Origin of the sequence: Corynebacterium afermentans subsp. afermentans, assembly GCF_030408355.1 — a bacterium.
GTDB lineage: Bacteria > Actinomycetota > Actinomycetes > Mycobacteriales > Mycobacteriaceae > Corynebacterium > Corynebacterium afermentans.
The window spans coordinates 1,106,957-1,129,117 of record NZ_CP046606.1 but is presented as its reverse complement, the minus strand read 5'-3'; the positions used below and the strand labels follow the sequence as shown (position 1 = coordinate 1,129,117).

The 22,161-nt window shown below is 62.7% G+C and carries 14 protein-coding genes and 1 tRNA gene; 7 read left to right on the top strand and 8 right to left on the bottom strand.

Annotated features, from left to right (window positions below; translation table 11 throughout):
* Positions 1-201: 201 nt before the first annotated feature.
* Positions 202-3,060 (bottom strand): excinuclease ABC subunit UvrA, encoded by a 2,859-nt coding sequence (gene uvrA, locus CAFEA_RS05360; RefSeq protein WP_063937302.1) that lies wholly within the window; start codon positions 3,058-3,060, stop codon positions 202-204.
* An 85-nt stretch (positions 3,061-3,145) separates the two neighbouring features.
* On the opposite strand from uvrA, the gene CAFEA_RS05355 reads away from it, so the two are divergent.
* From CAFEA_RS05355 to CAFEA_RS05345, 3 genes are all read left to right on the top strand, one after another.
* Positions 3,146-3,739, top strand: a complete 594-nt coding sequence (locus CAFEA_RS05355; protein WP_063937303.1) for an MBL fold metallo-hydrolase — start codon at positions 3,146-3,148, stop codon at positions 3,737-3,739.
* An 87-nt stretch (positions 3,740-3,826) separates the two neighbouring features.
* Entirely contained in the window at positions 3,827-4,867 is a 1,041-nt protein-coding gene (locus CAFEA_RS05350; protein WP_063937304.1) for a DoxX family protein, read from the top strand.
* Positions 4,868-4,943: 76 nt separating this feature from the next.
* A complete protein-coding gene (locus CAFEA_RS05345) occupies positions 4,944-7,097 on the top strand; it encodes a HelD family protein (RefSeq protein WP_063937305.1) in 2,154 nt (717 codons plus the stop codon).
* Between the two features lie 3 nt (positions 7,098-7,100).
* On the opposite strand, the gene CAFEA_RS05340 is transcribed toward CAFEA_RS05345, so the two are convergent.
* The 6 genes from CAFEA_RS05340 to rpsA form a co-directional block, all read right to left on the bottom strand.
* On the bottom strand, positions 7,101-7,544 hold the full coding sequence (locus CAFEA_RS05340; protein WP_034999907.1) for a universal stress protein: 444 nt from the start codon (positions 7,542-7,544) through the stop codon (positions 7,101-7,103).
* 59 nt (positions 7,545-7,603) lie between these two features.
* Positions 7,604-8,062 (bottom strand): universal stress protein, encoded by a 459-nt coding sequence (locus CAFEA_RS05335; protein ID WP_063937306.1) that lies wholly within the window; start codon positions 8,060-8,062, stop codon positions 7,604-7,606.
* 15 nt (positions 8,063-8,077) lie between these two features.
* Positions 8,078-10,177 carry an excinuclease ABC subunit UvrB gene (gene uvrB, locus CAFEA_RS05330; RefSeq protein ID WP_063937307.1) on the bottom strand — a complete coding sequence of 700 codons (2,100 nt, stop codon included), beginning with the start codon at positions 10,175-10,177 and terminating at the stop codon, positions 8,078-8,080.
* Positions 10,178-10,311: 134 nt separating this feature from the next.
* Positions 10,312-10,662 (bottom strand): DUF4259 domain-containing protein, encoded by a 351-nt coding sequence (locus CAFEA_RS05325; RefSeq protein ID WP_063937308.1) that lies wholly within the window; start codon positions 10,660-10,662, stop codon positions 10,312-10,314.
* A 68-nt stretch (positions 10,663-10,730) separates the two neighbouring features.
* A complete protein-coding gene (gene coaE / locus CAFEA_RS05320; protein WP_063937505.1) occupies positions 10,731-11,324 on the bottom strand; it encodes a dephospho-CoA kinase in 594 nt (197 codons plus the stop codon).
* A gap of 105 nt (positions 11,325-11,429) precedes the next feature.
* Positions 11,430-12,893 (bottom strand): 30S ribosomal protein S1, encoded by a 1,464-nt coding sequence (gene rpsA, locus CAFEA_RS05315; RefSeq protein WP_034999903.1) that lies wholly within the window; start codon positions 12,891-12,893, stop codon positions 11,430-11,432.
* A 307-nt stretch (positions 12,894-13,200) separates the two neighbouring features.
* On the opposite strand from rpsA, the gene CAFEA_RS05310 reads away from it, so the two are divergent.
* A complete protein-coding gene (locus tag CAFEA_RS05310) occupies positions 13,201-14,433 on the top strand; it encodes a YkvI family membrane protein (RefSeq protein WP_063937309.1) in 1,233 nt (410 codons plus the stop codon).
* Positions 14,434-14,844: 411 nt separating this feature from the next.
* On the opposite strand, the gene polA is transcribed toward CAFEA_RS05310, so the two are convergent.
* Positions 14,845-17,448 (bottom strand): DNA polymerase I, encoded by a 2,604-nt coding sequence (polA, locus tag CAFEA_RS05305; protein ID WP_063937506.1) that lies wholly within the window; start codon positions 17,446-17,448, stop codon positions 14,845-14,847.
* A 193-nt stretch (positions 17,449-17,641) separates the two neighbouring features.
* Here polA and CAFEA_RS05300 point away from each other — a divergent pair, with 193 nt between their 5' ends.
* From CAFEA_RS05300 to CAFEA_RS05290, 3 genes are all read left to right on the top strand, one after another.
* Positions 17,642-19,750 carry a metallophosphoesterase family protein gene (locus tag CAFEA_RS05300; protein WP_063937310.1) on the top strand — a complete coding sequence of 703 codons (2,109 nt, stop codon included), beginning with the start codon at positions 17,642-17,644 and terminating at the stop codon, positions 19,748-19,750.
* Positions 19,751-19,824: 74 nt separating this feature from the next.
* Positions 19,825-19,898, top strand: a tRNA-Leu gene (locus CAFEA_RS05295).
* A 251-nt stretch (positions 19,899-20,149) separates the two neighbouring features.
* Complete coding sequence (locus tag CAFEA_RS05290) at positions 20,150-22,159, top strand: site-specific DNA-methyltransferase (protein WP_063937311.1); 2,010 nt, start codon at positions 20,150-20,152, stop codon at positions 22,157-22,159.
* Positions 22,160-22,161: the final 2 nt, after the last annotated feature.

The window sequence follows — 22,161 nt, the reverse complement described above, 5'->3', positions numbered from 1 at the left end:
GGTGGCGGGAGTTCGTCCAAAGCACGCCAAGACAGTTGTCTCGCCTGGCGCACCGTTTGACCCGTATCCAACTCAGTTGACTGAGCGGCTTGGGGTGGGATTCACTCCTCTTGCGGCCCCCGCACCCGCATGACACGGGCGCGCTGGGCGGTGTAGGCAGCAATATACATGCTCATGCCTGCACAAACCAAATCGGGCGCGCTACCCCTTCGCTAAAACGTCCTGCAGGAACTGTCCAGTGAAGGAGCCTTGCACCTTTGCGACGTCCTCCGGTGTGCCCTGTGCGACCACAGTGCCGCCGCCCGAGCCGCCCTCGGGCCCCATGTCCACGATCCAGTCCGCGGACTTGATCACGTCCAGGTTGTGCTCGATCACCAGCACGGTGTTGCCCTTCTCCACCAGGCCGTTGAGCACCAGCATGAGCTTGCGGATGTCCTCGAAGTGCAGGCCCGTCGTCGGCTCGTCCAAGATGTAGATCGTGCGGCCGTTGGAGCGTTTCTGCAGCTCCGCGGCGAGCTTCACGCGCTGCGCCTCGCCGCCGGACAGCGTGGTAGCGCTCTGGCCGAGGCGGACGTAGCCCAGCCCGACGTCTACAAGCGTCTGCAGGTAGCGGTGGATGGAGTTGATCGGCTCGAAGAACTCAGCGGCCTCCGAGATGGGCATCTCCAGCACCTCAGCGATGTTCTTGCCCTTGTAGAGCACTTCGAGCGTCTCGCGGTTGTAGCGCGCGCCTTCGCACACCTCGCACGGCACGTACACGTCCGGCAGGAAGTTCATCTCGATTTTGATGGTGCCGTCGCCGTGGCAGGCTTCGCAGCGCCCGCCCTTGACGTTGAAGGAGAAGCGCCCGGCCTTGTAGCCGCGCACTTTTGCCTCCTGGGTCTCGGCGAACAGGTTGCGGATCTTGTCGAACACGCCGGTGTACGTCGCCGGGTTGGAGCGCGGGGTGCGCCCGATCGGGCTTTGGTCCACCTGCACGAGTTTGTCCAGGTGCTCCAGCCCCTCGACCTTCTTCACACGGCCGGGAACCTGGCGCGCGCCGTTGAGCTGATTCTGCAGCGTCTTCGCCAGAATCTGGTTCACCAGCGTGGACTTGCCGGAGCCGGAAACGCCGGTCACGGCCACCAGTACGCCGAGCGGAATGTCCACGCTGACGTTGTCGAGGTTGTTCTCCCGCGCGCCGATAATCTTCAGTTGCTTTTGCTTATCGACGTCCCTCCGGTGCTCCGGCACCTCAATAACCTTGCGGCCGGACAGGTAGTCGCCCGTGATGGAGTCCTTGGACTTGAGAATGCCTTCCGGCTTGCCCTGGTAGACCACTTCCCCGCCGTACTCGCCGGCGCGCGGGCCGATGTCGATGAGCCAGTCGGCCTCGCGGATGGTGTCCTCGTCGTGCTCCACCACGACCAGAGTGTTGCCCAGGTCGCGCAGCTTCTTCAAGGTGGTGATCAAGCGCTGGTTGTCGCGCTGGTGCAGGCCGATGGACGGCTCGTCCAGCACGTAGAGCACACCAGCCAGGCCGGAGCCGATCTGGGTGGCCAGGCGGATGCGCTGCGCCTCGCCGCCGGACAGCGTGCCGGCGGAGCGGGCCAGGGTGAGGTAGTTCAGCCCCACGTCCAAAAGGAAGTGCAGGCGAGCCTGGATTTCGCGCAGCACGGCACCGGCGATCATTTCTTCGCGGTACCCCAGCACCAGGTTGTCCAGGTATTCGGAGGCGTCCTCGATCGACAGTTCAGTCAGGCCTGCGATGGAGCGCTCCCCGTGCGTGGTCGATGCCAGGCGCACCGCCAGGATCTCCGGCTTCAAGCGCGCGCCGTTGCAGGTCGGGCATGGCACCTCGCGGGTGTAGGCGAGCAGGCGTTCCTTCTGCGTTTCGGACTCGGTCTGCTCCAGTTTGCGCTCCAGGTAGCCCACGATGCCCTCGTAGGCTGCCGTGTAGGAGCGCTGGCGCCCGTAGCGGTTCTTGTAGCGCACGTTCACCTTCGTGGACGAGCCGTGGATCAGGTGCTTCTGCTGCGTCTTGGTCAGCGAGCTCAACGGCGCATTGGCGTCAAAGTTCTCTTCTTTCGCCAGCGCCTCAATGAGTTTGGTGAAGTACTTCTTGTTCGGGCTGGAGTTCCACGGCTGGAACGCATCCACCGCAGGTGCGTCCGGATCCGGGATGACCAGGTCCACGTCGATCTCCTTGCGCACGCCCAGGCCGTCGCAGGCCGGGCAAGCGCCGAACGGCGAGTTGAAGGAAAACGCGCGCGGCTCGTACTCCTCCACGTTGAGCTTGTGGCCGTTCGGGCAGGCCATCTTCTCAGAGAAGATCTGCACGCGCTCCGGGTCGTTGGCCTCCAGTTCGACAAAATCGAAGCCGACTAGGCCGTCGGCAAGCTTGAGCGCCGTTTCCACGGAATCCGTCAGGCGCTGCTTCTGGCTGGCCTTGACGGTGAGGCGGTCCACCACCACGTCGATGTTGTGCTTGATCTGCTTTTCCAGCTTCGGCGGGTCCGAAAGCTGGTAGGTCTCCCCGTCCACGTTCACGCGCGAGTAGCCCTGCGACGACAGGTCGGCGAAAAGGTCCTGAAACTCGCCCTTGCGCTTGCGCACAATCGGCGCGAGTACCTGGAACTTGGTGCGCTCTTCCAACTCGAGCACACGGTCGACAATTTGCTGCGGGGTCTGGCGCTCAATCACCGCGTCACACACCGGGCAGTGCGGGGTGCCGGCGCGCGAGTACAAAAGGCGCAGGTAGTCGTAGATTTCCGTGATGGTGCCCACGGTGGAGCGCGGGTTGCGGTTGGTGGACTTCTGGTCGATAGACACCGCCGGGCTCAACCCGTCGATGTAGTCCACGTCCGGCTTGTCCATCTGGCCTAAGAACATGCGGGCGTAGGAGGACAGCGATTCCACGTAGCGGCGCTGCCCTTCGGCGAAGATTGTGTCGAAGGCGAGCGAGGACTTGCCGGAGCCGGACAGGCCGGTAAACACCGCCATCTTGTCGCGGGGCAGCTCAATATCCACGCCCTTGAGGTTGTGTTCGCGCGCGCCGCGCACTGTCAGCTTTTCGGCCACGTCACTCTCGCTTTCGTCGATTAGTACTCCCAAGACGCTACCAACGCACCGGTGCGATTAAACATTCCTCACTAGTCTTGGCCGCATGCTTTCTCTTCGCCATATTTCTGTCTCCGACATGGACAACAACTGCTACCTCCTCTGCAGCGAGGGGCAAGGGTTGCTTATCGACGCAGCTTCGCACGCCCCCGAGCTTCTGGCCATGGCCGACGACGCCGGCGTGAAGATCACCGCGGTGCTGACCACGCACCGGCACTACGACCACACCCGGGCCCTCAAGGACGTGCTCGAGGCCACTGGCGCGACCCACTACGCGCCTTTTTTGGACGCCCCGGCAATTCCTGCCCCGGCGGATGTGGAGCTCAACGACGGCGACAGGATCGAGTTCGCCGGCCACCGCCTCCCCGTGACCATCCTGCGTGGTCACACCCCGGGCGGCGCCTGCGTGGCGGCAGAGATCGACGGCACCGTCAACCTGTTCGTCGGCGACTCGCTGTTTCCAGGCGGGCTGGGCAAAACCCAGTCCGAGGGCGACTTTGTCCGCCTGTTCAACGACGTCAAAGAGAAGGTCTTCGACGTCTACCCGGACGAGGCCATCGTTTGGCCGGGCCACGGTAAACCCACCACGCTCGGCGAAGAGCGTCCGCACCTGGATGACTGGTGGGATCGCCGCTGGTAAGGACAAAACCCGCTACCGGGGTGGCACAAAATCGCTACACTCGACGGGAGCACATTCAGCTACAAAAAGTAAGGATTGGGTAAAAGTATGATCCGGAAAATCGCACGCCCGATGCTGGCTTCGGTCTACGTGATCGACGGTGTCGAGACCCTGCTGAACCCGGCTGGCCACAAGGACAGCGCGGACAGCGTATTGAAGAAGCTGCGCGCCCTGACCCCGCGCGAGTACCGCGGTTTCCTGCCGAAGAGCCCGGAGACTGCCGCGCAGATCATCGGCGCTACCAAGGCTGGCGCTGGCGCGTCCTTCGCCATCGGCAAGTTCCCGCGCCTGTCCGCCACCCTGCTCGCCGCCACTGCGCTGCCGACCGTTATGGGCCGCCACGCATTCTGGGAGGCTGAGGACGATGACGAGAAGGCACGCCTCCGCACCGGTGCCCTGACAGACCTTGGGCTTGCTGGCGGTGTGCTGCTGGCCACCGTGGACAACAACGGCAAGCCGGACCTGAAGTGGCGCGCGCAGCACGCTGCTGAGGCCGCGCAGAAGAACGTCAAGCAGGCGCTGCCGACCAAGTCTGAGACCGAGAAGGCGTGGGACAAGGCGTCCGACTGGTTCTCCGACGCGACCGACCAGGTCACCGACTACGTCGACGATAACAAGGGCGACTGGAAGAAGAAGGCATCCAAGGCGGGCGACGCTGCCAACGACTGGCTCGGCGACGCCAAGAAGCAGGCGTCCAGCTTCCTGTCCGACGCGGGCGATTGGCTGGACGACGCTGCTGAGAAGGCCACCGACAAGGCCGAAGACGCGTACGGCGACATCAAGCCGTCCAAGATCCAGCAGTTCAAGGCGAAGCGCAAAGTCAACAGCGTCGTCGGCGACCTGCAGGACCAGCTGGACGACCTGCAGCCGTCCGCCCTCGACAAATTCAAGGCGAAGCGCAAGGTGAACAAGGCTTCCGCCAAGGCCCAGGACAAGGCGCAGAACGCGGTCGATGCCCTACAGAACGCTTGGGACAAGCTGGACGCTAACCCGTCCTGGATTACCAAGCTCAAGTGGAAGCGCAAGGCGAAGAAGGCCGAGAAGAAGGCGCAGAAGCTGGTGAAGAAGGCGCAGAAGAAGTTCGCCTAAGACCCGTAACTACTTCAATTACTTGGCGGCCCTGAGGCTGGGAATATTCCCAGTCCCGGGGCCGTTTGTTGTGAGGATGCAGGAAACAGAACAGACGTACGTGGATCAGCTTTTCGCGCACCTGGATGGCGAGGTGGCGCGAGCGCAAGCGCGCCTTGAAGAAGTACAGCGCGACGTGGACCCGGACAACCCGGATTCGGACGCGCTGGTGCGCCGCGAAACGGAGTACCACGGGCTCAACGCGAAGCTGGATGCGCTTAACGTGGCCGAGACCGGCTTAGTCTTCGGCCGTATCGACGTCGCCGACGACGACCCGGAGAACCCGGTGCCGGGCCGGCCGGATCTGGAGCGGCGTTACATCGGCCGCATGGGCATCGATGACAGGCAGGACAATTACCGCACCCTCCTGCTGGACTGGCGCGCTCCCCTCGCGCGCCCGTTCTACCTGGCGACCACCGCGAACCCGGAGGGCGTGGAAACGCGCCGCAACATCCGCATGCGGGGGCGCACAGTCACGGCGGTTGATGACGAGGCGCTCTCCGGCGACGGCGCGGAAACCTCCAACGCCGGCGTCGGCTCCGAGGCGGCGCTGCGCCGAGCAATGAACGAGGCCCGCACTGGCCACATGCGCTCCATCGTGGAAACGATCCAGCGCGAGCAGGACGAGATCATCCGCGACACCACCCGCGGCGTCATGGTGGTCCAGGGCGGACCGGGCACCGGGAAGACGGCGGTGGCGCTGCACCGGATCGCGTATTTGCTCTACACATGGCGCGAGCAGCTCACCCGCACTGGTGTCCTGGTGGTCGGCCCGAACCCGACGTTCCTCGAGTACATCTCCCGCGTGCTGCCGGAGCTGGGCGAAACTGGCGTGGTGCTGGCCACCGCCGAGCAGCTGGTGCCGGGTTTTGCCCCCACCGGCGAGGACTCCATCGCTGCGCGCGAGGTGAAGGGCTCCGAGGAGATGGTGTCCATCCTGAAGCGAGCTGTACATGCCTACGAGACGGTGCCGGAGGAGCCGGTGCGCCTCACCTTCGATTCGGTGCCGGTGGATGCCACCCCGCAGATGGTCAAGGCCGCCCGCACGCGGGCGCGGCGCTCCCGCCGCCCGCATAACCAGGCGCGCGCCTACTTCGCGGAGCGCTTAACGCAACTACTCGCGGAGGCGCTGGCGAAGCGCATCGGCGAGGACCCGCTCGGCGGTGCGAACTTGCTCTCGGACGCGGATGTGGACCAGCTTCACGACGACCTCGCGGACGACCCCCAGGTAGAGCAACTCATCGACACGCACTTCCCGGAGCTAGACCCCGTCGAGGTGCTGGGCGCGCTGCTGACCGACAAGGACGCCATCGCCGAGGTAGCGCACGACTACGACGACTACACCCGCGACGCTTTGTACCGTGCGCCGGACTCCCCGTTTACCCGCGCGGACACCGCGCTCGTGGACGAGCTGGCCGTGCTCATCGGTACCGTCGACCCCGAAGAGCAGCGCCGGAAGGAAGAAGAGGAATGGCGCGAGCTCGTCGCCGAGGCTGAGGGCGCGCTCGACGTGCTGTCCTCCTCTGAATCCACGGACAATGACGACGACCAGTTCGAGGCCGAGATCCTCTCCGCCGCGGATGTCATCGATGCGGAGACACTCGCCAGCCGCCAGCGCGAGACTGACACCCGCTCAACCGCACAGCGCGCACGGGCGGATCAGACGTGGGCGTACGGGCACATCATCGTCGACGAGGCCCAGGAGCTGTCCCCTATGGAGTGGCGCATGGTGTTCCGCCGCTGCCCGTCGCGGTGGATGACGCTCGTGGGAGATACTGCCCAGACGTCCTCCCCCGCCGGCGTGGACGATTGGACGAACGCGCTGGCGCCCTTCGTGGGCCACCGCTTCCGCCTCCACGAGCTCACCGTGAACTACCGCACGCCGAAGGAGATCGCGGACTACGCCGCCGAGCTCTTGGCCGAGATCGACCCGGACGCCGCTGTCCCGGAGGCGATCCGCGAATCCGGTGTGCCGGTGCAGTTTGTGGGCAGACCGGAGGACGTCGAAAAGCGCGACGGCTTGACCGCCGTCATTGATGCGGACAACGTAGGCGAGATGAAGGGCCTGGAGTTCGACAACGTCGTGGTGGTGGAGCCGAGCAAAATTAAAGAGGCCTCGCCACAAGGGTGGCAAGACCTCTACGTCGCCGTCACCCGCGCCACGCAGACGCTGACGGTGGTCGGCGAATAACTGCTAGTTCACGGTGTGAACGATCATGACGTCGCAGTCGGACTGACGCGCGACGTCCGCCGGCACGGAACCCAGCAGGCGGCCGGTCAGGGAGTTGATGCCGCGGTTGCCCACCACGAGCAGGTCAGCCTTGTTGTCGTTGACGATGGCCATCAAGGCCTGCACCGGGGTGCCCGGGCGGGTTGCGGTCTGCACGTCCGGTGCGCCTGCGGCGCGGGCGTGCTCAGCTGCGCCCTCGAGGTTCTCCAGCGCCTTGTCGTCGCCCAGAATGGTCACGGAATCCTGGCGCAGCGTCTTCGCGGCCTCTTCTTCGTTCTCGTAGTAGGCGGTGCCGATGACGAGGGTGGAACCGAACGCTGCGGCAATCTTCGCGGCGCGCTCAACGGCCAGCAGAGAGGACTTGGAACCGTCGGAGCCGACGACGATGGTCTTGTAGTTATCGGCCATGTGAAATCACCTTTCAAAAATGCGACGCGGTTAGCGTGGTTAGTGTACCCCTTGGCGGTTTAATCGTGTCCCTCTGCCCGGGTATCCACGAGCATGACGTCCACCGGGGCCTTCTTGGCCACGTTGCCGGGGATGTTGCCGAAGATGCGGCCGGCCATCGAGCGCATGCCCTTGTTGCCCACCACGAGCAGGTCGACGTCGTACTCGCCGACGGCCTCCACCAGTACGTTTGCGGGCTGTCCTCCCTTGGACACAAGGTTGATTTTTTCGGCCTGCTCCTCCTTGGCAATCTCGTCCGCCTTGCGCAGAATGTCGCGCGCGTTGGTGGCGGTGACGATGTCCACGCGGGACAATTCCGCGTTGGTGGAGTTCAGCATCGAGCCGGACGCGGTGTAGTGGGCGCAGATGATGGTCAGCTCAGCGCCGTAAACGCGGGCGAGGCTGGCTGCGGCGCGCACTGCGACCATGGAGGTGGCGGAGCCGTCGGTGCCGACAGCGATCGACTTGTAGGTGTGCAAAGCAGGTTCCTTTCGCTAATTGCCTGTGTCTTTAATACCACGCAGCTCTCGTTTGAGATCCGCAATCTCGTCCCTAAGTCTTCCGGCAAGCTCAAATTTGAGTTCGCCGGCGGCGTCGCGCATTTGGACCGTCAGGTCGTCGATAAGCTTTTGCACCTCGTCGGAGGCCATGTTGGACACGTCCGCGCGCTCCGCAACGGCCGTATCGGAGCTCAAGCTTGCCGACGCATCCGCGTCCGCATCTTCGTACACCTGGTCCAAAATGTCCGCGATCGCCTTGCGCAGCGGCTGCGGGTCAATGCCGTGTTCTTCGTTGTAGGCGATCTGCTTCTCGCGGCGGCGCTCGGTTTCGTCGATGGCCTCCTGCATGGACTCGGTGACCTGGTCGGCGTACATGATCACCTCACCGGAGACGTTTCGCGCCGCGCGGCCGATCGTCTGAATCAGCGACTTGGTCGAGCGCAAGAAGCCCTCCTTGTCCGCATCCAGGATCGCAACCAGGGAGACCTCTGGCAGGTCCAGTCCCTCGCGCAGCAGGTTGATGCCCACGAGCACGTCGTACTCGCCCAGGCGCAGCTGGCGCAGCAGCTCCACGCGCTGCAGGGTGTCGATGTCCGAGTGCAGGTAACGCACCTTGATGCCGTTGTCCAGCAGGTAGTCCGTGAGGTCCTCGGCCATGCGCTTGGTCAGGGTGGTCACTAGGACACGCTCGTCCTTGGCGGTGCGGGTGCGGATCTCGTCGATCAGGTCGTCGATCTGGCCCTTCGTGGGTTTGACGGTGACCTTCGGATCCACCAGGCCGGTCGGGCGAATCACCTGCTCCACAAACTCGCCCTGGGTGGCCTCGAGCTCGTAGTCGCCGGGAGTGGCGGACATGTACACGGTCTGCCCCACGCGGGCCTCGAACTCGTCGAAGGTCAGCGGGCGGTTGTCCACCGCGGACGGCAGGCGGAAGCCGAATTCCACCAGGTTGCGCTTTCGCGACATATCGCCTTCAAACATGCCGCCGATCTGCGGCACGGTGACGTGGGACTCGTCGATGATGGTCAGGAAGTCCTCCGGGAAGTAGTCGATCAACGTCGCCGGCGCGGACCCTGCCGGGCGGCCGTCCATGTGCCGCGAGTAGTTCTCGATGCCGGAGCAGAACCCGACCTGCTGGATCATCTCCAGGTCGTACTCAGTGCGCATGCGCAGGCGCTGCGCCTCGAGCAGCTTGCCCTTGTTCTCCAGCTCCTCGAGCCTGTCCGCGAGCTCTTCCTTAATGGCCTCGATAGCCTTTTCCATGCGCTCGTCCGTGGCCACGTAGTGCGTAGCCGGGAAGATGCGCACTTCATCTTCCTGGCTGATCACATCGCCGGTGAGGGGGTGGATGTAGTACAGCGAGTCCACCTCGTCACCGAAGAACTCCACGCGCACCGCCACCTCTTCGTAGGCCGGGATAATGTCCACGGTGTCGCCCTTGACGCGGAAGGTGCCGCGCTTGAAGTCGATGTCGTTGCGCTCGTACTGCACGTCCACTAGCAGGCGCAGGAAGCGGTCGCGCTCCACCTCCTCGCCCACGCGCAGCACAATGGAGCGGTCCAGGTAGGACTGCGGCGTGCCGAGGCCGTAGATGCAGGACACCGACGAGACCACAACCACGTCGCGCCGGCTCAGCAGCGCGGAAGTGGCGGAGTGGCGCAGGCGCTCCACGTCGTCGTTGATAGACGAATCCTTCTCGATGTAGGTGTCCGTCTGCGCGATGTAGGCCTCTGGTTGGTAGTAGTCGTAGTACGACACGAAGTACTCCACCGCGTTGTTCGGCAGCAGCTGGCGCAGCTCGTTGGCCAGCTGCGCCGCCAGCGTCTTGTTCGGTGCCATCACCAGCGTGGGTCGCTGCTGCTTCTCAATTAACCACGCGGCGGTGGCTGACTTACCGGTACCGGTCGCGCCCATTAGCACGACGTCGCGCTCGCCGCGGTTGAGCCGCTCGTCCAGCTGCGCGATCGCCGTGGGCTGGTCGCCGGAGGGCTCAAACTCGGAGACGACCTCGAAGGGTTTTTCGCGCCGCTCAATCTTCCCCACTGGGCGGAATTCGGACTGCGCAAGGACGGGATGTTCAGCAGCAAAAGCCATAGCGGTCAGTGTATCGCCAAGTGCGTCGGTCGAGGCATTGCTCGTCGATAGGCAATGGCTCCCGGATTCGTAAAGGTTGACAAGAGGACGATTTTCGGGCTGTGAACCCCCACCTCGTTAACTTTTACGAGAGCCTACGCGGCGTACTTGCGGGAAGCCTCCAGCCACTCCTGCAGCTCGCCGGTCTCTTCCCACATGGAGTACAACGCGGATCCGCCGGGCCGTAACACTGCTTGCGCGCGGCGGCGGATCCACTGTTTGTCATCCAAGGTAAACGGGTAGTCGATCGTGTCCTCGAACCCCTCCGGCAGGTGGCCGTTGATGAGGGCGGCGAGCGCGATCACGGATTCCGCCTCGTCCGTGCCTAAGGATCCGAGCCCGCATTCGAAGCGGAACTGGGCCATACAGAACGTGCCGTTAACCAGTGCGTTAACGGCATCATTGGCCGAGTCGTTGTCGAACGGCCCCGTGTTCCACGTTCCCATGCACAGCAAGTTAAGACAGAAAGGTAAATGAAACATGTCACAACGGTTAAATTCGACAGTACAATTCACTAATCTTTGATTTTCTTAATAAGCGCAGCCACCTGCGGTTCGAGCGTGTCAAGCGGGCCGTTGTTGTCGATCACGACGTCTGCAGCCGCGAGCCTTGTCGCATCGTCGATCTGCTGCGCCATGCGTGCCCTCGCGTCGGCCTCGTCGAGCCCTCGCTTATCGACGAGCCTCCGGATCCTCTCCTCCTTGTCCACATCCACGACAACGGTGAGATCCATGTCCTGATTCAGCCCGAGGTCCACGAGGAGCGGCATGTCGTAGATGACGGCCTGCTCCCCCGCTTCCTCGGCGGCAGCGAAGCGACGTTCGGACTCAGCACGGATAGCAGGGTGCGTAATAGCGTTGAGGCGCTGCGTGTCCTCCGTGGTGGCGAACGCGCGCCGCGCGAGCTCCCCTCGGTCCAGTGCACCGTCGTCGCCGATGAGGTCCGCGCCGAACGCAGCGGCGACCTCCTCCAGTACCGGTGAGCCGGGTTCCATGATGTCGCGCGCGACTTGGTCGGCGTCAACCACGGCAAAGGCGGCGCCGCCAAGCATTCGCGCCACCGTGGATTTACCGCTGCCGATACCGCCTGTCAGCCCAACTTTCTCCATGGGGCCGAACATAGCAAAGCGCCCCGCCCACCGAGGTGGTGTGCGGAGCGCTCGTCGCTAAGCGAGATGCTTAAGAGTTTCTCCTAAGCACGAGCCTGCGAGTGCTTAGTTGCCGGCGAGCTTGTCGCGCAGAGCCGCGAGCTGCTCGTCGGAGGCGAGGGAGCCGATGTTCTCCTCAGCCTGGTCAGCTGCCGGAGCTGCAGCTGCAGACTCGGAGGAGTAGTTGGCCTGCTCGCCCTCCTGCTCCGCAGCCTCGGCGGCAGCGGCGCGGTGACGCTCGATCTGAGCGGTGTGGGCCTGGTGGCGACGCTCTGCCTCGGCGTAGCGTGCCTCCCATGCCTGACGAGCCTCGTCGTAGCCTTCCATCCACTCGTTGGTCTCCGGGTCGAAGCCCTCCGGGAAGATGTAGTTGCCCTGCTCGTCGTAGGAGTCGGCCATGCCGTAGCGGGACGGATCGAACTCTTCGACGTAGTCCTCGTCAGCCTGCTTGAGGGACAGGGAGATGCGGCGACGGTCCAGGTCGATGTCGATGACCTTGACCATGACCTCTTCGCCGACGTTGACAACCTGGTCCGGGACCTCCACGTGGCGCTGAGCCAGCTCGGAGATGTGGACGAGGCCCTCAATGCCCTCCTCGACGCGGACGAACGCGCCGAACGGGACGAGCTTGGTGACCTTGCCCGGGACGATCTGGCCCACAGCGTGGGTGCGGGCGAACACGCGCCACGGATCCTCCTGGGTCGCCTTCAGCGACAGGGAGACACGCTCGCGGTCGAGATCGACGTCGAGCACCTCGACGGTGACCTCGTCGCCCACTGCGACAACCTCGGACGGGTGGTCGATGTGCTTCCAGGACAGCTCGGAGACGTGCACCAGGCCGTCGACGCCGCCGAGATCGACGAACGCACCGAAGTTGACGATGGAGGACACGACGCCCTTGCGGACCTGGCCCTTCTGCAGCTGGTGCAGGAAGTCGGAGCGGACCGCGGACTGGGTCTCCTCCAGGTAGGCACGGCGGGACAGGACCACGTTGTTGCGGTGCTTGTCCAGCTCGATGATCTTCGCCTCGAGCTCCTGGCCGATGTACGGATCCAGGTCGCGGACGCGACGCATCTCCACCAGCGATGCCGGCAGGAAGCCGCGCAGGCCGATGTCGAGGATGAGGCCGCCCTTGACAACCTCGATGACGGTACCGGTAACCGGCTGGTCGTTGGCCTGCAGCTCCTCGATGGTGCCCCAAGCGCGCTCGTACTGAGCGCGCTTCTTGGACAGCATCAGGCGGCCTTCCTTGTCCTCCTTGGTCAGGACAAGTGCGTCGATCTCATCGCCGACCTCGACCACGTCTTCCGGGTCGACGTCGTGCTTGATGGAAAGCTCGCGGGTGAGGATGATGCCCTCGGTCTTGTAGCCGATGTCGAGCAGGACCTCGTCGTGGTCGACCTTGACCACGGTGCCGGTGACGATGTCGCCATCGTTGAAGTACTTGATGGTCTCGTCGACTGCGGCGAGGAATTCCTCAGGGCCACCGATGTCGTTGATGGCTACCTGGGGTGCGTTGGAAGTGCGCATAAGTTCTATGTGCTCCGAAAAAAATAGGAGATCGTGATTGGACAGGAGCGCCTCTCTCGACCACGTAAACCCGCAGCTAGAAGCCGTAAGCTCGCGTGCGCCGATCTCGCGCCGCAACGGCCACCTCACCCTCCTATTACGGTGGGCACCGCGCTCACGCGTAGACACGCCCGCACGAGTGTAGACACTTTGCCCAGCTAGAGCAAATAATTCGCAGGTGCTTTCCGACGCCCCTCCGGTTTGCCCCGACCGCTAGCATTAACAGACACCAATACTTGCCATAAGTAACGCAATTGGAGCAGTTTTTATGTGGAAACGCAGCCTCGCAGTCGCTGCATCATTTGTCGGCATCGTTGTCGGTGCTGGCTTCGCCTCCGGCATGGAGGCGCTACAGTACTTCGTCGCCTACGGCACCAACGGGTTCTACGGCGTGATTTTAGCTAGTGTCACCATGCTGTTCGCTGCGACAGCGTTCATGACCTTCGGCTCATATTTCCTGGCGCGTGAGCACAACGAGGTCTTCTACAACGTCACCTCTAAGCCCGCAGCCTTCATCATGGACTGGTCCGCGGTGGCGTGCATGTTCTCCGTCGGGTTTGTCATGTTCGCCGGCGCCGGGTCGAACCTGAGGCAGTCGTTTGGGTGGCCTATCTGGGTGGGTGCTGTGGCAATGCTTGCGCTCATGCTGATTGTCGGCCGGTTCGACGTGGACAAGGTCTCCTCGGTGATCGGCTGGGCCACCCCACTACTTGTGGTGTTCGTGCTGATTGGCAGCATCTACTCCTTCACCCAGGTGGACGTGAGCTGGAGTGAGGTGGGCAGCTACGCCCAGCAGGAGGTCTCCCGCGCAGACGGCACCCCATACTGGTGGCTGGGAGCGCTCAACCACACAGGCCTTAACGCGCTGTGCGGCGTATCCATGGCGCTGGTGATGGCAGGCGACGAGTTCGACACGAAAAGCACCCGTCTCGGCGGCATCCTCGGCGGCGTGATTTACGCGGTGATGTTGGCCCTCCTGGTGGCATCGCTGCTGATCCAAGTGGAGTCCGTCAATGGCAACGACATGCCGCTGCTCGCCGTGATCGACAACGTGGATCCGGTGCTCGGCTTCATCATGACCTGGGTGATCTTCCTCATGGTCTTCAACACCTGCCTGGGCATGTTCTACGCGTTGGCAAAGCGCCTCACCCGCAAGAAGCCGGAGCGCTTCTACCCCGTGTACGCCATTGCCTGCATCGTCGGCTTCGGCCTTTCCTTCGCCGGCTTCCAGCCGCTGGTGAGCAGCTTGTATCCGATCCTGGGCTACCTTGGCTTGTTCGTGATGGCAGTGATGACGGTGACCTATCTGCGCCACCGCAGTGAGTTGAAGGACGAAGGCGAGCGCCGCGCCGATGCGGTCGAGGCCGGGGACGGTAAGGAAGTCGACGATCTCGCCAGCGAATCGAACCTGGAAGAGGACGAGTTCAAGGAAGCACTCGAGGAGGAGATCGAGTCGTCCGAAGACGACAACGGGCGACGGTCACTCAACGACCTGCTTTAGCGCCACGGGGGTACAAACCGGGGGCGAAACGCTCAGTTACGCGGAAGTGAACTCCACGTAACTGAGCGCTATTTTATGCTGGCCAGCCGTCCAACTATTCAGGTGCTCAAGTTCACCGGACGTTCGATACTGAGTAGATCCTGTGGAACCGTTGAGCGTTTCCTTACCTGCCGGTAAGGTCGCGCTTGGCTTTCGGGGGACGACCTGGCCAGGGGTGAAATCTAAGCCCCAGCCCGGTCTCGGCCACTCCCGGCGGCCCCTTCCCCCAAGGGGAGGTCCACAATTGAATACACACTCGGAGCTGCTGGGGGAGGCTCCACGGGGGATCACGGCGGTGGGAGGGGTGCCGTGCGCGTGGCGGGTAGGAACCGATGCGTTCCTACCCGCCTTCGTGTTGCTCCCTCGGAATGCCTAGTGCGCGGCCGCGTCCCAGTTGCCGCCCGTACCAGCGGAGACCTCCAACGGGACGAGCAGCTCGATGGCGCCGTCCATCTCCCGCTCGAGGATCTCGCGGACCTCGTCCAGCTCGCCCGGGGCGATCTCGACAACAAGCTCGTCGTGAACCTGGAGCAACACGCGGGACTTCTTGCCTTCCAACGCCGCGGCCACACGCAGCATGGCCACCTTGATGATGTCCGCGGCCGTGCCCTGGATCGGCGCGTTCAAGGCGGCGCGCTCTGCGTTCTCGCGCGCGACCCGGTTGTCGCTGTTCAGCTCCGGCAGGTAGCGGCGGCGGCCGAACACGGTGGACGTGAAGCCGTCGCGACGCGCCTGCTCCACCACCTCATCCAGGTAGCGCTTCACGCCGCCGAAGCGTTCGAAGTAGCTGGCCATAATGTCTTTTGCTTCGCCGGCGGAGATAGACAACTGGTTGGACAACCCGTACGCCGACAGTCCGTAGACCAGCCCGTAGGACATCGCTTTGACGCGGCGGCGCAGCTCCGGGGTGACCTGGTCGATGGGCACGTCGAACACGCGCGAGCCCACAAAGTTGTGCAGGTCCTCGCCCGCGCGGTAGGCCTCAATCAGCCCCTCGTCCTGGCTTAAGTGCGCCATCACGCGCATCTCAATCTGCGAGTAGTCCGCCGTGAGCAGGCACTCGTAGCCCTCGCCCACCACGAACGCGGAGCGGATGACGCGGCCGGCTTCGGTGCGCACCGGGATGTTCTGCAAGTTCGGCTCCGCGGAGCTTAAGCGGCCTGTGGATGCCACGGTCTGGTTGAACGTGGTGTGGATGCGCTCGTCCGGCTGCACCGTTTTAATCAGGCCCTCGATGGTGGACTTGAGTTTCTGGTGCTCGCGGTGCGCCAGCAGGTGGTCCAAAAACGGGTGCGGGTTCTTCTCCGCCAACGCCTCGATTTCGCCCGCGGCCGTCGAGTACCCAGTCTTGGTTTTCTTCGTCTTCGGCAGCTCGAGTTTGTCAAAGAGCACTGCGGACAACTGCTTCGGCGAAGACAGGTTTAGCGAAGGCTCGTCCACAAGCTGGCGCGCCTCCTGTTCAATCTGCTCCACCTTCAGCGTGAGCTCCTTGCGCTGGTTTTCCAGCACGTCCAGATCCACGGCGATGCCGGTGTGCTCCATTTCCGCAAGCACGGTGACCAGCGGCAGCTCCAGGTCCGCGTAGAGCTCGTAGGAGTCGATCTCGCGCAGCTCCTTCGTCAGCTCCGCTGACAGCTCCAGGATCGCAGCGGCCGCATCCACGTCCGCAGTATCGCCGAGCAGGCTCATCTGGTCCGAGCCGACGTTGAGCTGGCGTTGCAGGTGGCGCTGGTAAATATCCTCCAATGCATACGTGCGCTGGCCCGGGCGCAGCAGATACGCGGCAATCGCGGTGTCGTGCGCGATGCCGGCGAGCTCGATGCCGCGGCCGCGCAGCATGTGGTAGGCGGCCTTCGCCTCGTGCATGTACTTCGGCGCGTCCGACTCGAGCCACTGCTTCACCGCGGCGTCCTCCGCGGCACTCAAGTCTGCGGCGAGCTTGGACACACCGTGCCTTTGCTTATCGACGATCGCCAGCGCCACCACATCGCCCTGTCCGGGCGTGGCATTGCCAGAGACGTAGACGGCAAGACCGTCGTCCTGACGGCTACTGAGCCAGGTGTCCAGCGGTTCGTCGTCGATAGTGACGTCTTCAAGTTCGACGGTCTCTGTCTCGGGCGCGGTGCCGTCGGTAGGAACGGCGGCGAGGACGCGCTCGCGGAGATTAACGCCGAATTCGAGGTCGTCGAAGCGGGAGGCGACTTGGGTGACGTCCGCCGGCTTGAGCTCCAGATCGTTCGGGGCGACGGGCAGCTCGACGTCGGTGACCATCTGCGTGAGCTCGCGGTTGAGGCGCACCTGGTCGATGCGCTCACGGAAGTTGTTGGCGGCGACGCCCTTGAGCTCGTCGGCGTTTTCGATGAGCCCTTCGAGGCTGCCGTACTGCGTGATCCACTTGGTGGCGGTCTTCTCCCCCACTTTCGGCACGCTGGGCAGGTTGTCCGACGGATCCCCGCGCAGCGCCGCGAAGTCCGGGTACTGCGCAGGCGTCAGGCCGTACTTGTGCTCCACCTCCTCCGGGGTGAAACGGGTCATGGTGGACACGCCGCGGGTGGGATACATCAGCGTGGTGATGCCGTCCACAAGCTGGATGTAGTCACGGTCGCCGCTGACCAGCACGATCTCGAAGTCGCCCTCGGCACGCGCCTGGGTCACCAGCGTGGCGACGATGTCGTCCGCCTCGAAGTTCTCCTTGCTCAAGGTGGTGATGCCGAGGTCGCCCAGCACGTCTTCGATGATCGGCACCTGGCCCTTGAACTCCGGCGGCGCGGCCTCGCGCTGCGCCTTGTACTCCGGGAAACGCTCCGTGCGGAACGTCTTACGGCCCACATCGAAGGCGACGGCGGCGTGCGTCGGCTTCTCGTCCGCCAAGATATTGGCGAACATGGATAGAAACCCGTAGACCGCATTCGTGTGCTGGCCACCTGAGGTGGAGAAGTTCTCCGCGGGCAGCGCGTAAAAGGCGCGGAAGGCCATCGAGTGGCCGTCGATAAGCAACAGTCGCTTCGTGTTCTCGGGTGTATCGCTCACGGAATCAAAGCTACCTGCCACCCTCCGCAACCATCTAGGTGGCCGTGGTTCACCTACTTTTCCCATGGAAATCACCTGCAGTTCACGTCCCTGAGATTCAATGAAGTTTCCCAGCCATTGTTAAGGAAAGGATCCTTTCATGTTCCGCCACCGCATTCCTGCCACCGTCATCGCGGCCGCGGCGCTTCTCGCTCCGGTTGCTACACCCGGCGCTACCGCCGCAGAGGCCCCGAACTTCACCTACCTGGACATCAATGAACACCCGAAGGAACCGCAGCCGGGGTTCCGCGTGCTGCCCTATCTGCAAATGCCGGCGGCCAATCAGATGACTCTGAACTTCTTCGGCGAACTGGGCACCGACGCGACAGTGACTCTCGAGGAATCCGGCAAGGAGCTTGCAAAAGAGACCGTCAAAGGCAAGCTGCAAGATAACCTGCGTTACACCGAGGGCGAGCGCGCCCAAGAGATCGATGGCCTGGAGCAGGGGTCCTGGCTGAAGTCCAACAACAACTACAAGTACTCGGTGACGTTCTCTGGCCTGAAGCCCGCAACGACGTACAAGTACACCGCGACACTCGACGGTGAAGCGAAAACGAATTCCTTCACCACCGCCCCCACCGCCGACGACTGGGGCAACATCCGCATCGTGGCGTTCTCGGACACCGAGACCGAACCTGCGGGCCGCCCCAAAAAGAACGGCGCACGCGAGTGGGAGCGCAACCGCACGTTCGCCGAGGGCTCCCTGGACCGCCCGAGCGAAGGCTCGAAGTGGTTTGAGAAGTTCGGCAGCAACAAGCGCCAGGAGGTCCTCGAGCCGCGTTACCCGCTCACCCAGGACGAAGCGATGAAGCACAACATCCGGGAGATTACGAAGCAAAACCCGGACCTGCTCCTTGTGGCGGGTGACCTCGGCCAGGGCGGCGGCTACCAACCGGGCTGGGACGAATACTTCGGCTATGTCGCCGGCGAGCACGGCGATATCGCGGGCTCCACCCCAATGCTGACAGCCCTGGGCAACTGGGAGACGTTCGGCGCATCCAACGGTTCCTACCAGGACGAAGACGGCGTCGCATGGGGTGCCGCGAAGGGTCGCAATGCGTACATGACCTACTTCGACACCTTCGGATCCGACAACCCAGACCATCAGGATTCGTACTACCGGGTGGACCACGGTCCGGTGACCGTCCTCACCCTGGATTCCACCAATGGCCTGCCTGACGAGAACGCAGCCGTAGAGAAGGAAAAGGCGATCCCGGGCACTGATAATGAGTTCTTCGATACCAAGGGCGATTGGGGCACGGACACAAACACGTCGTTCACGTTGGACGGGATGCACAAAGCTGGGGCCACCAGCCAGCCCGACTTCGGCGAGGGCTCGGAGCAATGGAAGTGGGTGGAAAAGCAGCTAGCTGATGCCCGCGCAAAGGGGCAGTTCATCATCGTCCAGTTCCACCACACCCCATACTCCTCCGGAGTGCACGGCACCGCTACGGCATCCGCCAACCCGGATGCACAGCCGGGCACGCCGATGCGCGTGTACACCCCGCTGTTTGAAAAGTACGGCGTAGCTACCGTGATCTCGGGCCACGACGAGATGTTCGAGCGTTCTTTCATCGACGACAACGGTGACGGCGTAGGCTTCCATAACTTCGACGTCGGCGTTGCAGCCGACGGCCTGCGTGGCGACTACCGGGTGAAGAACGAGGACGGCACCTACTCCCCAATCAACTTCAACACCTACCGCGAGTGGATGGCCCAGGCGAACGAACCGGAGATGTGGGTCGACGACGAGAACGGCGTCCGCCAGCTCAAGGACGGTGGCAAGCACTACGGACACCTGCAGATGGATCTCGAGCCGCTGAAGTGCTCCAACGACATCGCGGCGAAGCTGACCACCTCGCCGGTGTACCTGTTCCCGGTCCTCGACTCTGACTACGAGCTAGTCAAGGTCGAGCGCCGCGTGTACAACGACGTGCAGGAGATCTTGCTGACCAAGGACGGGACCCCGGCTAAACGCGACGCCGAGTGCGATCCGGTGCCGGATGAGACTCCGAGTGACTCGAGCTCGGCATCGTCCGAAACGGACAACCAGGGTTCTTCGACCGGTGGCATTATCGCCGTTGCAATCGGCGTCCTGGCCGCACTGCTAGGCGCGCTCGGTTTCGCAGTTCTCAACGCGGACTCTCTGCCGCTGCCGCCGGCCGCAAAGTCTGCACTTAATCAGGTCCGCGGCCAGCTTCCGTTCTGATTTCGCTGCCTGTGGGCTTGTCCCACAGGGCGATTCACGCTCAGGGGCGACGCTGCTTTATACTTTCCGGCGATGCCCCAGTAGCCCAATTGGCAGAGGCAACGGATTCAAAACCCGTCCAGTGTGAGTTCGAGTCTCACCTGGGGCACGCTTTTCTCGAGGGTTTCGGAAACTTTTTCCGGAGCTCTCGCTCAAATTTAACGGGGCGACGAGTCGTCTTGGACCGCTTAGTCGAAATAATCCGGTACACCGTTTCGATCGGTGACGCGCCCACCACACTCGCGATCCAAGAATATGTTCGTCTCTGGACGTATTTTCTTCCGTGCCTGTCGCTGCCCCGGCTACCATAAAGTGCGAATTATTGGACAGCCCCGACAGACGAAACGAGGCAGCGAAACGGTGGCCGGAGCGAAGCAACTACTTGAATTGACCTGGTACAACAAGGAAAAGGCGCTCATTCCCAGTGAAGAAGGACGCTACGCATACGAGTGGGTTGACCCGAAAGACCCGCGGTACTGCGAGACTCGGGCACTCGTTGTTGACGAAGTAGTCACGGGCGAGCAATCGCCAAAGGACGAGGACACGCAATACTCGGAGCGGGCAGATCTAGCCCCGACTGAGGACAATTTGCTGATCCTCGGTGAGTCCGGCGACGTGCTTGAAGCCCTCACTCGCGTGCCGGAGTTACGCGAGAAGTACCTCGGCAAGGTGAAGTGCATTTACATCGACCCTCCTTTTAACACCGCGCAAACCTTCGCTAACTACGAGGACAACCTCGAACATTCCGTATGGCTCACCATGATGCGTGACCGCCTGGTTCACCTACGCAAGCTTCTTAGCGATGACGGTTCGATCTGGGTTCACCTGGACGACGTTGAGAACCACCGGATGAGAGTTCTTATGGATGAGGTATTCGGCAGCGGGAACTTCGTCACGGAGATGACCTGGGAGAAGACATACTCTCCTCGTAATGATTCAAAGGGTATCCCGAGTGTGACAGATGTGATTTTGGTCTACCGGAAGTCTTCGGCGTTCATTCCTAATCGGCTCCCACGAACTGCCGACATGGACTCTAGATACTCAAATCCCGATGGGGACCACCGAGGGGTATGGGCAAACTCCGATGCAACCGCTTCCGGCGCCAGCACCCACCAGGGAATGGTTTACGCTATCCAGCACCCAATTAACGGGGAACTGTTGTACCCGACGCGCGGACGTCACTGGGCACAAGGTCAAGAAGACGTACTGGAGGAGATGAAGCACTACTCAACTCAATATGCTCTGGTAGACATTGGAGATGAAGAAACAAGAGCCCAACTTTGCGGAATTGAGGTTGATGAGGTCCGGAGGGGCGTCAAAGCCATCGTATTAACTGGCGATGTGGGTCGAGCCCTTCAGGATGGCAAGAAGCGTTACACGCAAGGGAACTGGCCCCGTTTCTGGCTCACCCAGGGCGGTGAAGGGCGCTTCCGTTACAAGTCCTACCTCGATGAGAAGCCGGGCAAAGTCCCAGTCAGCCTGCTCCCCTACGAAGACGTGGGTCACACGGACACTGCGGCCAAGGAAATTCGAGCTCTCTTCCCGGGAACTTCGGCGTTCTCCACCCCCAAACCCGAACGCCTGCTAGAGCGCATCATCCACATCGCCACGAACCCTGGAGACGTCGTCATCGATGTGTTCGCCGGTTCGGGAACAACCGCCGCGGTAGCCCATAAAATGGGACGTCGCTGGGTTACTTGCGAATTAGTCGAAGACACTTTCACGCGCTTTACTCGCCCCCGCCTTGAGAAGGTCATCAATAACGAAGACCAGGGCGGAATCAGCATCCAGAAGCAAGAGCGCGTTGACGCGACCGAGGAAGGTCTGCCCGAGGGGCTCTCACCGGAAGACGCCCAGAAGTTCAACAGCGCTCTCAATAAGGTGCTCGCAGCGAACGCCGAATTGAAAACCGAAGCGGTAGTCAAAGCGCTCAAGACTGCGACGAAGACCAAGAACCAGAAAGGCGTCGTCAACTGGCGCGGAGGCGGCGGTTTTGCAGTCGCCCACCTTGCACCGCAGTGTTTCGACTACGTCCCCGAATTGGGTCTCGTCACGCTTACCGAAGCGGCAACCGGTGCGGCGCTCGCCAACTCTGTCGCAGCGAACCTCAACTTCTCGCTCACCCCGGACAACCGCCATTTCGACGGCAAACGAGGCTCGATGTTCATCAAAGTAGTCGAAGGCCGACTCGATAGAGACAAGACCGAAGAGCTTCTCGCACATCTCGACGACGGCGAAGGTGTCACGCTCGCCGCAACGGAGCTCGAACCGGGAATCAGGCAGTTCGCGAGGACAACGGGCAAGCCGTGCCAGATTGTCCACATTCCGAACGACATCTTCACCTACTCGGCAACGCAGGAGGGCAAGTAGAC

Coding starts and splice junctions, on each gene's coding strand:
- CAFEA_RS05355 (WP_063937303.1), top strand. CDS start 3,146: ATGCTTTCTCTTCGCCATATTTCTGTCTCCGACATGGACAACAACTGC.
- CAFEA_RS05350 (WP_063937304.1), top strand. CDS start 3,827: ATGATCCGGAAAATCGCACGCCCGATGCTGGCTTCGGTCTACGTGATC.
- CAFEA_RS05345 (WP_063937305.1), top strand. CDS start 4,944: ATGCAGGAAACAGAACAGACGTACGTGGATCAGCTTTTCGCGCACCTG.
- CAFEA_RS05340 (WP_034999907.1), bottom strand. CDS start 7,544: ATGGCCGATAACTACAAGACCATCGTCGTCGGCTCCGACGGTTCCAAG.
- uvrB (WP_063937307.1), bottom strand. CDS start 10,177: ATGGCTTTTGCTGCTGAACATCCCGTCCTTGCGCAGTCCGAATTCCGC.
- CAFEA_RS05325 (WP_063937308.1), bottom strand. CDS start 10,662: ATGGGAACGTGGAACACGGGGCCGTTCGACAACGACTCGGCCAATGAT.
- coaE (WP_063937505.1), bottom strand. CDS start 11,324: ATGGAGAAAGTTGGGCTGACAGGCGGTATCGGCAGCGGTAAATCCACG.
- rpsA (WP_034999903.1), bottom strand. CDS start 12,893: ATGCGCACTTCCAACGCACCCCAGGTAGCCATCAACGACATCGGTGGC.
- CAFEA_RS05310 (WP_063937309.1), top strand. CDS start 13,201: ATGTGGAAACGCAGCCTCGCAGTCGCTGCATCATTTGTCGGCATCGTT.
- polA (WP_063937506.1), bottom strand. CDS start 17,448: ATGGCCTTCCGCGCCTTTTACGCGCTGCCCGCGGAGAACTTCTCCACC.
- CAFEA_RS05300 (WP_063937310.1), top strand. CDS start 17,642: ATGTTCCGCCACCGCATTCCTGCCACCGTCATCGCGGCCGCGGCGCTT.